Source organism: Rheinheimera mangrovi, from assembly GCF_003990335.1.
Lineage (GTDB): Bacteria > Pseudomonadota > Gammaproteobacteria > Enterobacterales > Alteromonadaceae > Pararheinheimera > Pararheinheimera mangrovi.
The window spans coordinates 2,515,633-2,528,362 of record NZ_CP034683.1 but is presented as its reverse complement, the minus strand read 5'-3'; the positions used below and the strand labels follow the sequence as shown (position 1 = coordinate 2,528,362).

Annotated in this window: 15 protein-coding genes; 14 read left to right on the top strand and 1 reads right to left on the bottom strand. The window is 46.5% G+C overall.

The genetic code is table 11. The features are described from left to right. Positions 1 to 259: 259 nt before the first annotated feature. A complete protein-coding gene (rluC, locus tag EK374_RS11365) occupies positions 260 to 1,219 on the top strand; it encodes a 23S rRNA pseudouridine(955/2504/2580) synthase RluC (protein WP_127023440.1) in 960 nt (319 codons plus the stop codon). A gap of 2 nt (positions 1,220 to 1,221) precedes the next feature. Further along, positions 1,222 to 1,869, top strand: coding sequence for an HAD family hydrolase (locus tag EK374_RS11360; protein ID WP_127023437.1), 648 nt, complete (start codon positions 1,222 to 1,224; stop codon positions 1,867 to 1,869). 118 nt (positions 1,870 to 1,987) lie between these two features. Here the strand turns inward: EK374_RS11360 and EK374_RS11355 are convergent, their stop codons facing one another. Further along, positions 1,988 to 2,581 carry a Maf family protein gene (locus tag EK374_RS11355; RefSeq protein ID WP_127023434.1) on the bottom strand — a complete coding sequence of 198 codons (594 nt, stop codon included), beginning with the start codon at positions 2,579 to 2,581 and terminating at the stop codon, positions 1,988 to 1,990. A gap of 265 nt (positions 2,582 to 2,846) precedes the next feature. Between EK374_RS11355 and yceD the strand changes: the two genes are divergently transcribed. The 12 genes from yceD (at position 2,847) to holB (ending at position 12,719) form a co-directional block, all read left to right on the top strand. Beyond that, positions 2,847 to 3,374 (top strand): 23S rRNA accumulation protein YceD, encoded by a 528-nt coding sequence (yceD, locus tag EK374_RS11350; protein WP_127023431.1) that lies wholly within the window; start codon positions 2,847 to 2,849, stop codon positions 3,372 to 3,374. 19 nt (positions 3,375 to 3,393) lie between these two features. Further along, positions 3,394 to 3,561: a 50S ribosomal protein L32 gene (gene rpmF, locus EK374_RS11345; RefSeq protein WP_008898943.1), complete on the top strand. Its 168-nt coding sequence runs from the start codon at positions 3,394 to 3,396 to the stop codon at positions 3,559 to 3,561. Positions 3,562 to 3,567: 6 nt separating this feature from the next. Then, a complete protein-coding gene (gene plsX, locus EK374_RS11340) occupies positions 3,568 to 4,608 on the top strand; it encodes a phosphate acyltransferase PlsX (RefSeq protein WP_206099187.1) in 1,041 nt (346 codons plus the stop codon). Between the two features lie 6 nt (positions 4,609 to 4,614). Next, positions 4,615 to 5,574, top strand: coding sequence for a beta-ketoacyl-ACP synthase III (locus EK374_RS11335; protein ID WP_127023428.1), 960 nt, complete (start codon positions 4,615 to 4,617; stop codon positions 5,572 to 5,574). Positions 5,575 to 5,605: 31 nt separating this feature from the next. Beyond that, complete coding sequence (fabD, locus tag EK374_RS11330; RefSeq protein ID WP_127023425.1) at positions 5,606 to 6,541, top strand: ACP S-malonyltransferase; 936 nt, start codon at positions 5,606 to 5,608, stop codon at positions 6,539 to 6,541. 14 nt (positions 6,542 to 6,555) lie between these two features. Next, positions 6,556 to 7,305 (top strand): 3-oxoacyl-ACP reductase FabG, encoded by a 750-nt coding sequence (gene fabG / locus EK374_RS11325; protein WP_233280234.1) that lies wholly within the window; start codon positions 6,556 to 6,558, stop codon positions 7,303 to 7,305. Positions 7,306 to 7,611: 306 nt separating this feature from the next. Further along, positions 7,612 to 7,848, top strand: coding sequence for an acyl carrier protein (gene acpP / locus EK374_RS11320; RefSeq protein WP_008898948.1), 237 nt, complete (start codon positions 7,612 to 7,614; stop codon positions 7,846 to 7,848). Positions 7,849 to 7,968: 120 nt separating this feature from the next. Then, positions 7,969 to 9,207, top strand: coding sequence for a beta-ketoacyl-ACP synthase II (gene fabF / locus EK374_RS11315; protein WP_127023422.1), 1,239 nt, complete (start codon positions 7,969 to 7,971; stop codon positions 9,205 to 9,207). 171 nt (positions 9,208 to 9,378) lie between these two features. Continuing rightward, positions 9,379 to 10,143 carry an aminodeoxychorismate lyase gene (gene pabC / locus EK374_RS11310; protein ID WP_127023419.1) on the top strand — a complete coding sequence of 255 codons (765 nt, stop codon included), beginning with the start codon at positions 9,379 to 9,381 and terminating at the stop codon, positions 10,141 to 10,143. Further along, on the top strand, positions 10,140 to 11,165 hold the full coding sequence (mltG, locus tag EK374_RS11305; RefSeq protein ID WP_127023416.1) for an endolytic transglycosylase MltG: 1,026 nt from the start codon (positions 10,140 to 10,142) through the stop codon (positions 11,163 to 11,165). The genes pabC and mltG overlap by 4 nt, the downstream gene beginning before the upstream one ends. Further along, positions 11,162 to 11,821, top strand: a complete 660-nt coding sequence (gene tmk / locus EK374_RS11300; protein WP_127023413.1) for a dTMP kinase — start codon at positions 11,162 to 11,164, stop codon at positions 11,819 to 11,821. The genes mltG and tmk overlap by 4 nt, the downstream gene beginning before the upstream one ends. Next, complete coding sequence (holB, locus tag EK374_RS11295; protein ID WP_127023410.1) at positions 11,814 to 12,719, top strand: DNA polymerase III subunit delta'; 906 nt, start codon at positions 11,814 to 11,816, stop codon at positions 12,717 to 12,719. The genes tmk and holB overlap by 8 nt, the downstream gene beginning before the upstream one ends. The last annotated feature ends 11 nt before the right edge of the window (positions 12,720 to 12,730 follow it).

The following is a 12,730-nucleotide window of genomic DNA, read 5'->3' as shown; positions in this document are numbered from 1 at the left end:
TCTGTGTTTTGTCTCTGTCAGTAATAAATTACGCAGCATTACTTCAGACAAATAGCGTTATTCTCGCCCGCAGAGTATAAATACGTTGGTTTTCCCAACGAATTCGGTATGATCTGCCTCCCGAACGGTGCCTCACATTTTCTCTTACGTCACTATGAGCGCCCTAATTGCCGTTTTTGGCATAATTAGCCCGATAATTATCCCACTAATTAGCGACCAATAGCAACTTAATTTAAGCTTAGCAGAGTAACTGAAACGCATGACTGAAAATATCAAAACTCCAGTGCAATACATTGATGTAGAAGAAGATTATTCCGGTCAACGTATAGATAACTTCTTAATGGCACGGTTGAAGAGCATACCAAAGAGTGTGATTTATCGGGTTTTGCGTAAAGGTGAAGTACGGGTTAATAAAAAAAGAATAAAACCTGAGTACAAACTGCAAACCGGTGATCAGGTGAGGGTGCCACCTTTGGTGGTGCATGACGAACCTGAAAAAGAGCCAGTGTCTATTGGTCTTGCCATGGTGAAAAACCTCGAAAGCCACATTCTTTTTGAAGACAACGATTTAATAGTGTTAAACAAACCTACAGGCATGGCAGTGCATGGTGGTAGCGGTTTATCTTTTGGTGTGATTGAAGCCTTACGTGCTCTGCGCCCAACAGCCCGTCATCTTGAATTGGTGCATCGTTTAGACCGGGATACTTCAGGTTGTTTATTGATTGCGAAAAAACGCTCAGTGTTGACCAACCTGCACGAACAGTTGCGCTTAAAAACAGTAGAGAAAAAATACTGGGCTTTAGTGGCGGGGCAGTGGGACAGCAAAATCAAAAAAGTCACAGATCCGCTGCGTAAAAATACCTTACAAAGTGGCGAGCGTGTGGTGAAAGTGGATGAAGCACAAGGTAAACCTTCAGAAACCCGCTTTAAAATTTTACAGCGTTATGAAGAAGGCACTTTAGTAGAAGCCTTTCCTGTCACAGGTCGAACTCACCAAATTCGGGTGCATACCGCCTGTAAAGGCCATGCCATTGCCTGTGATGATAAATACGGCGATAACGAATTTACCTCACAAATGCAAAAGCTTGGCTTAAACCGTTTGTATTTGCATGCTAAAACCCTGACTTTTACTCATCCAGGAACTGGCAAACTATTAACCTGCGAAGCGCCTTTAGATAACGCATTAAGCAGTGTGCTTGAAAAACTGAAGAGAAAATAGGCATGAGTTCAGATATTGCATTAGTGGTATTTGACTGGGACGGCACAGTGATGGATTCAGTGGGTCGCATTGTCTCGTCGATGCGCTCGGCTGCAGAGCTGTCTGGTTTAGTGGTGCCCACTGAACATCAGGTGAAACAAATTATCGGTTTGAGCCTGGACCCTGTGTTTGATATTTTATTTCCTGGTATCAATGCCACACAGCGCCAGACGGTGTTTGAACATTATCGCGACCAGTATTTATCGCACGATCATCCGCCAACCCCTTTATTCGCAGGGGCAGAGCAGGTTATGCGAGAACTGAAACAACAAGGTATTTTGTTAGCTGTTGCGACAGGCAAAGCACGTAAAGGCTTAAAGCGGATGTTTGAAGAAACCGGATTAGAGCCGTACTTCACCACCAGTCGCTGCGCCGATGAAGCAGAATCGAAGCCCAGCCCTGATATGCTGAAGCAAATTCTGGCTGAACTAAACTTACCCGCTCAGCGCGCTATTATGGTCGGCGACACTATTCACGATATGGCAATGGCGAAAGCTATAGAGATGCCGCGTATTGGGGTTACTCATGGTGTGCATGGCAGGGAAGAGCTGAGTCGTTATCAGCCTAAGGCGATCATTGATTCGCTGCCGGAGTTGTTAACAGCGCTTTGATTTCTGTTTATATCAAATTGTTGGGGCGGGTCTTGTACCCGCCCCGCGGAGCCAATGGTCGGGCCGGGACAAGCCACGGCCCCTACATCCGGCTATCTATTGATACTACGTGGACTAATCAAGGCTGGGTGAGCAAATCCCTACCTTCGTTTCTTAGCATCTCTAATAAACGAATCAACGGCAGGCCTATTAAGCTGTTTGGGTCATCGCCTTCTAGTTTTTCAAATAAACTGATACCCAAACCTTCGCTTTTAAAACTACCGGCGCAGTTCAGTGGTTGCTCTCTCTTTATATAAGCAAGAATGTCCACGTCCGTCAGTTGACGAAAATGCACTTTAAAAGGCTCAATACAAAGCTGATGTTGTTTGGTTTGGGCGTTGACCAGAGCTAAGCCGGTTAAAAAGGTCACACAATGGCCGCTAAAGCTTTTTAATTGTTTGTAGGCATTTTCAGCGGTATGAGGCTTACCGAGGATTTGGCCGTTAAACACAGCCACCTGGTCTGAACCTATAACTAAACCTTCAGTCAGCTGATTGGCCACAGCTTGTGCTTTTAATACAGCTAAGCGGCTAACCAGTTGTTCCGGTGTTTCATCAGGCAAAGCGGTTTCGTCTACTTCGGGTTTTGCGGTAGAAAAGTTCGGTGTAAGTTTTTCCAATAAAGCCTTACGATACACAGAAGTAGAGGCTAAATACAAAGCTTGAGTTGACATAAATGCACCTCGTTGGGACAATGCGCCGCACTATACCCTTCCTACCTGAAGTTGCAACTTTGTTGACTGCACTTTTTCGCCCTAATCACATAGTTTTTCTATGCTCATAGGGTTTCAAAAGCTTGTCGTCGCGCTGCAACATCAGTCACTTTGGGTAGATTAAGCCATAACGGCCGTCAGAACAGCGGTTTAGGCGGGAAAATTAACAAAAAAGAGGCAGGAATCCTTTGACAGCTTTAGCCTCGATCTATATGATGCGCGCCTTATGCAAAAGGTAAAAATTCCAATTACCCTTGATCCAACCCGAGCTGCGCAGAAACGTGCAACCTTTGATGGTATAGTTCCTCTGGTTAATTTAACCAGATTAACTGACTCGTTAGTAAGTTCTGAGGGTGATGTAGACGTAGTAGTAAATTGCGGAACTGATGAACAGGGTTTGATCTTCATTGAAGCTCAGGCTCGTTGTCAGGTACAAGTGAAATGTGAACGTTGTAACGAACACATGAACCTGGAACTGAACACTAGTTTTGCATACACTCCAATTCGGAGTGACAAAGATTCGGCTCATGACGATATTCCAGAGCGCTACGAAGTGGTCGAAAAAAACGAACACGGCGAAGTTAACTTGAGGCAATTGGTTGAGGACGAATTAATTCTGGCTTTACCCTTGTTTCCGATGCACGACGAAGGATCTTGTGATCCAACCAAAGTGCAGATGAGCTGGGGAGAAATAGAACCAGAACCAGAAAAACCGAACCCATTTGCAATATTGCAAGAATTGAAGAAAAAATAGTTTTTTTAGGAGAAAGGCAATGGCTGTACAGCAAAACAAAAAATCTCGTGCAAGACGTGACATGCGTCGTTCTCATGATGCGTTGACTGGGCCAACGCTGTCTGTAGACGCAACTTCAGGTGAGACGCACCGTCGTCACCACATCACTGAAGATGGTTACTACAAAGGTCGTAAAGTAATTAAGTAAGGTTGGATGCACTCGTTGCAACCACTACGACTTAAGATAGCTTTAGACATGATGGGGGGCGACCATGGCCCCCAATCAACTATTCCTGCAGCTATAGAAGCGCTGTGTGAATTTCCCCATGTAGATCTTGTCCTCTGCGGCGATTCTGAAATCCTTACCAATGAATTAGAACAGGCGGGTTATTTAAACCATCCTCAGCTTTCTATCCAGCATGCTTCCCAATTAGTTCTGATGACCGACAAACCTTCTGTGGCTTTGCGCAACAAGCGCCAGTCGTCGATGCGTATTGCGTTGGATTTAGTCGATCAAAATAAAGTGGCCGCTTGTGTCAGTGCCGGTAATACCGGGGCTTTGATTGCTATGGCGCATTTTGTCTTGAAGATGCTGAACGGTGTTGAACGTCCTGCTTTAATCAGCAGCTTGCCTTCTACGGTCGGCAGTCCGGTCTTTATGCTGGATTTGGGGGCAACGGTCAATTGTGATTCAGACACCTTATTCCAGTTTGCTGTGATGGGCGCTGTGATGGCCGAAGAAGTGGAAGGCATAGCCAAACCCAAAGTGGCTTTGCTCAATATGGGCGAAGAAGAAATCAAAGGTTCGGATCAAATCAAAAGAACCTCCTTACTCTTATCCGAATGTGCGGATATCAATTACATTGGCTATATCGAAGGCAATGACATTTTTTCCGGCAAAGCTGACGTCATAGTATGTGATGGCTTTGTTGGCAATGTGGCGCTGAAAACCTGTGAAGGTGTGGCGAAACTCATCTTAAAACGCTTAGAAACTGCACTGAAAAACTCCATGTCTGCTCAACTTTTCGGCTGGTTAATCAAACCTTTCCTGAAAAGTATGTCTTTAGGTGTGAACCCCGACCAGTATAACGGGGCAAGTCTGATAGGATTGCGCGGAATTGTAGTGAAAAGTCATGGAAATGCGACAAAAGAAGCATTTCTTAGTGCCATCCGTCAGGCCGTGCGCGAGGTTGAACGCCAGGTGCCGGTGAAGATCAAAGACAGGCTGGAACACGTATTAATTGACAAAGCGTAGGGCCCAATGTATTCACGCATTATTGGAACCGGAAGTTACTTTCCGTCTCAGGTCAGAACCAATGCTGATCTCGAAACCATGGTTGAAACCACAGACGAGTGGATCATCGAACGTACTGGTATCAAAGAACGCCGCATTATAGGGGACAACGAAACTGTTGCTACTATGGGGGCTCAGGCTGCATTAAAAGCCATAGAAGCAGCTGGCATAGACAAAAACTCCATCGACATGATTGTCATGGCCACTACCAGCGCTGCCCGGGCTCTGCCAAGCGCAGCCTGCGAAGTGCAGCGTGAATTGGATATTCCTGGCATTCCGGCTTTTGACGTTGCAGCAGCCTGTGCAGGCTTTTGTTATGCCTTAAGTATTGCTGACCAGTATGTAAAAGGTGGTATGGCAAAACGAGTGCTGGTGATAGGGGCTGACTGTTTATCGCGTTTAATGAGCCCTGAAGATCGTAGCATGGTAATTTTATTTGGTGACGCTGCAGGCGCTGTTATTTTAGAAGCCTCTGCCGAGCCAGGTATTTTATCCACCCATATTCATGCCGATGGCAAATACTCCGAATTATTATATGTCGACAACCCTATACGTGGTGATGAAGCTTCAGTGCATAACTCCTGGGGCGCGATGAAAGGCAACGAAGTCTTTAAAGTTGCGGTCACCCGTTTATCTGAAGTGGTCGAGCAAACCCTTGCTGCCAACCAGATGGATAAATCACAAATCGACTGGTTAGTGCCACATCAGGCCAACCTGCGCATTATCTCAGCTGTGGCCCGTAAACTGGATATGTCGATGGATCAGGTTGTCATTAACCTTGATCGTTACGGCAATACCTCAGCAGCGACAGTGCCCACAGCCTTAGACGAAGCGGTGCGTGATGGTCGTATCCAGCGTGGACAAACTATTTTGCTCGAAGCCTTTGGCAGTGGTTTTGCCTGGGCCTCAGCTTTAATTCGTTACTAATTACATTACGACAAGATTTGCAGGAACAATGATGAACAATAAACTTGCATTGGTATTTCCAGGACAGGGTTCACAAAGCGTTGGCATGTTAGCTGAACTGCATGCTGAATTCGCAACAGTGCGTGATACCTTCGCCGAAGCTTCTGCTGCTTTAGGCTATGACTTATGGGCCTTAGTGGCCAATGGTCCTGATACCGCATTAAACGAAACGCACCGCACTCAACCTGCCTTATTAACAGCCTCTGTTGCTGTGTATCGTGTATGGCTGGAGCAGGGCGGCGCGACTCCTGCTTATTTAGCAGGTCATTCTTTAGGTGAATACTCGGCTTTAGTTTGTGCTGGTGTATTGTCCTTGTCTGATGCAGTCAAGCTGGTGGAAAAACGTGGTCAGTATATGCAACTGGCTGTGCCAGCTGGTACTGGTGCTATGTCTGCCATTATTGGCCTGGACGATGCGCTGATTGCCAAAGCTTGCGCTGAAGCTGCACAGGGCGAAGTGGTTTCTCCTGTTAACTTCAACTCGCCTGGTCAGGTGGTGATTGCCGGTAACAAAGCAGCAGTTGAACGTGCCAATGAACTTTGTAAAGCCGCAGGTGCCAAACGTGCGTTGCCTTTACCTGTATCTGTACCTTCGCACTGCGCTTTAATGAAGCCAGCAGCAGACAAACTGGCAGCTGATTTAAACAGTATTTCGTTTCATACAGCTGTCATACCTGTAGTGAACAATGTCGACGTTGTTGCAGCTGCAGATGTTGCCGCAATCAAAGATGCGTTGGTTCGTCAGCTGTATAGTCCGGTGCGTTGGACAGAAAGTATCGAGTTTTTAGCTGCACAAGGCGTGGACACAGTGATTGAGCTGGGTGCAGGCAAGGTATTAAGTGGCTTAATTAAACGTATTAATAAAGAACTGAACACGGCTTCAGTCACAGATGTAGCGTCATTAAAAGACGCTTTAGCTGCAGAATAAAAGGCTTACATAGAATGACAACTCCATTTATTTCTTTAGAAGGTCAAGTGGCTTTGGTCACGGGCGCTAGCCGCGGTATTGGTCGTGCTATTGCTGAACAATTAGCCGCTTTAGGCGCTAAAGTGGTTGGAACTGCAACAACTGAATCAGGTGCTGCAGCTATTTCCGCTTATTTAGGTGACAAAGGTTTAGGCCTGGTGTTAAATGTCGGCGATGCAGAGTCAATTGAGCAGTGTTTAGAGACGATAAAAGCACAGTTTGGTGACATTGACATTTTGGTGAATAACGCTGGTATTACCCGCGATAACCTGTTGATGCGCATGAAAGAAGAAGAATGGTTCGACATCATGCAAACCAATTTGACATCTGTGTACCGTTTAAGTAAAGCTGTGCTGCGTAGCATGATGAAAAAGCGTCACGGCCGGATCATCAGCATAGGTTCAGTGGTAGGTTCTATGGGTAATGCGGGTCAAACTAACTATGCTGCGGCGAAAGCCGGTGTATTAGGTTTTACCAAGTCATTGGCTAAAGAAGTCGCTTCCCGTGGTATCACGGTGAACGCTGTTGCACCAGGTTTTATCGACACCGATATGACCAAAGAATTGTCAGAAGAGCAAAAAGAAGCAATTTTCAGCCAGGTCCCGGCAAATCGCTTGGGCAAGCCGGAAGAAATAGCAGCCGCTGTAGCCTTTTTGGCCTCAGGTCCGGCAGCATATATTACGGGTGAAACCATTCATATCAACGGTGGTATGTATATGGTGTAAGCTTTTGCCAGTGTGGCTGAAGTTGCAGTCAATAAAACTGCTGTTTCAGGAACTAAGGCAAAATGCCAAAGTCATTGGTGGTGCAGCGCGACGACAAGCGATGAGTCCCCATGAACATAGTATTCTATGTGATTGGGGCGACAGAGCGAAGTCAACAAAGCTGCGGCTGCAAAGACGAAGGCAAATGGTTTGACCAGCATGAAAAGCGAAGTGCTTTGCTTGCAACAAACCGGGCTTACGCATAAACTAGCCGCCAAACAAAATTGCACCAATTGTTGCGATTTACATGAGAAAAAGGAAGAAAAGATGAGCAACATCGAAGAACGCGTTAAAAAAATTATCATCGAGCAGTTAGGCGTTAAAGAAGAAGAAGTGAAGCACGAATCTTCTTTCGTTGACGATTTAGGCGCTGACTCTCTGGACACAGTAGAATTAGTTATGGCTCTGGAAGAAGAATTCGACACAGAGATCCCAGACGAAGAAGCTGAAAAAATTACAACGGTACAGTCTGCTATCGACTATATCAAAGCCCACGCTGAGTAAGCGATGAGCTGACAAAACGGGTAGCCTCTGCTACCCGTTTTTGTTTCTGAAGCTGCCTGCTACGTATGAAATGCAGAAGCGGATCAGCAATAAAGAATAAATCAGACTGCGGAGGATTCTGTGGCAAAACGTCGAGTGGTTGTGACGGGCTTAGGTATGCTAACGCCCCTGGGGAACGATGTAACGTCGACCTGGCAGGCTTTATTACAAGGTCAAAGTGGAATAGCGCTGTTTGATCATATTGATCCAGAGGCTTACACCACCAAATTTGCTGGTTTAGTCAAAAATTTTGACGTCGAACAGTTTTTCCCGGCCAAAGAAGCCAAAAAAATGGATTTGTTTATCCAGTACGGTGTGGCTGCCGGTGTGCAGGCCTTTAAAGATTCCGGATTGGAAATTAATGAAGAAAACGCCGAACGTATTGGTGTTGCTGTAGGTTCAGGTATTGGTGGTTTAGGTTTAATCGAAGAAAACCACACCAAATTACTGAACAGCGGCCCACGTCGTTTATCGCCGTTTTTTGTGCCTTCTACCATTATCAACATGATTTCTGGTCATTTATCTATCATGTTAGGTCTGCAAGGTCCAAATATCAGTATCGTTACTGCTTGTACTACAGGTGTGCATAACATTGGTCAGGCCGCCCGTATGATTGCTTACGGTGATGCAGACGCCATGATTGCCGGTGGTGCAGAAAAAGCATCGACGACTTTAGGTATGGGGGGCTTTGGTGCTGCCCGTGCATTATCGACCCGTAACGATGCGCCACAACAGGCCAGTCGTCCCTGGGACAAAGACCGTGACGGTTTTGTATTAGGTGATGGCGCTGGTGTTGTGGTACTGGAAGAGTACGAACATGCTAAAGCCCGTGGCGCAAAAATTTACGCCGAACTGGTAGGTTTTGGTATGAGTGGCGATGCCTATCATATGACGTCACCACCAGAAAATGGTCGTGGTGCTGCGCTTGCGATGAAAAACGCTCTGCGTGATGCCGGTGTCAATGCCGATCAGGTGCAGTACATCAATGCACATGGTACCTCGACGCCTGCAGGTGATATAGCTGAAACTATGGCGATTAAATCTATTTTTGGTGCTAAACCAGAAGGCTTAATGGTCAGTTCCAGCAAGTCGATGATGGGGCACTTATTGGGTGCTGCAGGCTCTGTTGAATCTATCATCACGATTTTGTCGCTGATTGATCAGAAAGTCTCTCCAACCATTAACCTGGATAATCCGGACGAAGGTTGTGATTTAGACTATGTTCCGCACACGGCCCGAGACGCCAAAATGGAATACGCTTTATGTAATTCCTTTGGTTTCGGTGGCACTAACGGTTCTATTCTGTTTAAGAAAATCTAAAACGAGAGGGTCAGAGCTTCAGCTCTGGCCCTTCTATCAATTGTTTAATTCAAATTCCTGCTGTTCTAGCCATTTTTGAGTCTGAGACAAGACTCGGCACCTGCATTTCCAAAATCATTGATTTCAGGCATACTTCGGCCAGATTTTTACAGAAGCTTTGGATGGGCATTGATGCTTTATCTGCAGAGACCCGGCAGCACAGATCGCAGCTTTCAGTATGGTGATGGGCTTTTTACCACAATCAGGGTAAAAGGCGGCAAAGCTATGCTGTGGGATTTGCATCTGCAGCGTTTGGTATCAGGCGCTAAAGCTTTGCAGATCCATTCTTTTGATACGGATGAGCTCACAGCTCAAGTCCAGCAGGCAATTTCAGCACCTGAGCAAGTGATTAAAGTACTCATCAGCCGTGGCCAGGCCGGCCGGGGTTATAGCCCCCAAGGTATTGAATCACCTTGTTGTTATATCAGCACCGCTGCTTTACCTGATTACCGCAACTGGCAGCAGCAGGGCATTTGCCTTGGTGTAGCTGATTTTAAATTGGCGCAGCAGCCTGCTTTGGCTGGTCTCAAGCACAACAACAGGCTGGAGCAAGTGCTGATTAAAGCCGAATTAGCAGAGCGTGATGTAGATGAACTAGTGGTGCTGGACCAAAGTGATGCAGTGATTGAAGTCTCTGCTGCTAATCTGATGTTTTGTAGAAATGGCCAGTGGTATACGCCTGCATTGGATCAAGCTGGTGTGAAGGGTGTGATGCGTCAACATCTGATGGCTAATCTCCTGGTCACCGAAGGCAATTTTGGTCTTGCGGATCTGCAGCAAGCTGATGCGCTACTGATTTGTAATGCCCTGATGGGCGTAGTGCCGGTAAAGCAATTTGCCGGGCAAACTAAAAATATCGAACTGGTGCGTCAGTTTGTTAGCGGAGTTGAGCTTTGATCCGAACTTTATTTGTAGTGCTGTTAGTTTCGCTAGTCAGTTTTTTTGGTTTAACCAATATCTGGCAACAATACAGCCAAAGCCGTTTGCCGCTGACAGAGGCTTATATAGAAATTAAAGCCGGCGACAGCGCGATGAAACTTTGTCGTAACTGGCAGCAACAAAATCTGCTGAGCAACGCCCAGTGCCGTTGGTTATCCGTTTATTTGCGAATACATCCTGAGCTTTCAAAGTTACATCAAGGCGTGTACAGAGTACCTACTGATCAAAAACCAACCCGTTTATTACAAATGCTGCATTTGTTCGCCAGTGGCAAAGTGGCGCAGTTTGCCTTTAGCATCAAAGAAGGTGAAACCTTAAGCCAAAGCTTAAAGCGGTTAGCTGAAGCTGAATATTTACAGCATGATCTGACGGATAAAGCTGCATTAGTCGAACTGGCAAAGTGGCCTGAAGCCTGGGGCAATAAACCAGCCAATGCCGAAGCTTTGTTTTTTGCTGAAACCTATAATTACACAGCCAACAGTACCAGTACTGAATTATTAAAGCGCGCCAACGAGCTTCTGATCCAACGTTTGCAAAATGCCTGGGATAGCCGTCAGGAAAAATTACCCTATAAAACGCCCTATGAATTACTGATCATGGCGTCTATCGTAGAAAAAGAAAGTGGCCACGAGCCGGAAAAACCATTGGTCAGTTCAGTTTTTGTCAATCGCCTAGCGCTTGGTATGAAACTACAAACAGACCCAACTGTGATCTATGGTTTAGGTGATAGTTTTAATGGCGATATCACCAGAGCGGATTTAAAGAATCCGCACCTTTACAATACCTATCAGCATTTTGGTTTACCGCCAGGCCCAATTGCGGCGCCAAGTGGCAGTTCTATCATAGCTGCGGCTCAGCCGGCACACAGCGACTGGCTGTATTTTGTCTCAAAAGGCGACGGCACCCATCAGTTTTCCCGTACTTTGGCAGAGCACAATGCCGCAGTGCAGCAGTATATTTTTGGAAAGAAAAAACAATGACAACTTTAGGTCGTTTTATTGTGGTGGAAGGGCTGGAAGGCGCAGGTAAAACCAGCGCTATCCGTACTATCCAGCAATGGCTGAACGAACATCACATCAAGTTTATCAGCACCCGTGAACCAGGCGGCACTCCTTTAGCCGAACAAATCCGCACCCTCGTCAAGCAGGTGCAGGATGAATTAGTTGCGCCAGAAACCGAGTTATTACTAATGTATGCATCCCGTGTGCAGCTGGTAAAAACTGTGATCCAGCCTGCATTACAGCAAGGCTGCTGGGTGCTGGGTGATCGTCACGATTTATCGTCCCGCGCTTATCAGGGGGGCGGTCGTCAACTGGATGAAAGTCTGATTAACAGCATTCGGCAGGTGGTATTGGGTGATTTAAAGCCGGATTTAACACTGTATTTAGATATAGACCCAGCTATAGGCTTACAACGTGCTCAGGCTCGCGGTGAATTGGATCGCATTGAGCAGGAGCAACTGGCGTTTTTCCAACGCACCCGGGCTAAGTATCTGCAAATCGCGGCCACTGAGGCCAATATAGTCACCATAGATGCCAGTCAGTCTATGGAGCAGGTGCAGCAACAAATACTGAATGCTCTGCAACAGGCTTATCAAAGCGGCTCCTTAAACCCAGGTCTACTCTCTGATGTCTGATTTCCCCTGGCTGGACTCATACCAATACAAACTGACTGAATTGGCAGAAGCAGGGCAGTTGCACCACGCTTTGTTGCTGACTGGCCCTGTTGGTATTGGCAAACTGGCGCTTGCCAAACGCCTGGCCGCATATTTGTTATGTAAAAGCCCACAACAGCTGTTGCCTTGTGGTTTATGTAAAAGTTGTCAGCTGATGGCTTCTGGTCATCACCCGGACTTGTGGCAACTGCCGACAGAAGGCAGCAGCAGTATAGGGGTGGATCCGATACGTGCTTTGGGTCAGTTTATGCAAGGTGCATCGCAGCAAGGTGGCGTTAAGCTGGCGCTTATTCCACAGGCCGAACTGATGACAGAAGCTGCGGCCAATGCGCTATTAAAAACTCTGGAAGAGCCACCACAAAACAGTTTTCTGATTTTACAAAGTGCTCATCCAGCGCAGCTATTGCCTACTATTTTAAGCCGTTGTCAGAGCTGGGCTTTAGCTCCTGTGTACGGTGAACAAATAGAACACTGGTTGCAGGAGCACAGCAGCAGGCCTGTACCTGACTTTTTACTGCAGTACGTCGGCGGTGCACCTTTATTAGCATTGAAATTATTAGAAAACGATGAAGCGGCAGCAATTTCTGTACAATTGGTTATGCTGAAGAAGTTCGTGTCCGCTCAGTTAGATATGTATGAGCTGTTGGCCCATTTACCGGACACTGACCAACTGCCTTCAACCTTATTCTGGTTTGTACGACAGGAGTTGTGGCAGAAAGGCGCTGATATGCAGCTGAAACATCACCAGTTATTGTTGTCTTTGCAGCAATGGGGTCGTGACCGTCAGCTGATTTCAGGGCAAAATGCCGCGCTGAATTTATCAGCCTTATTAGTGCAACTTCGATCGGCCTTGCTGTAACAGGAGCTACC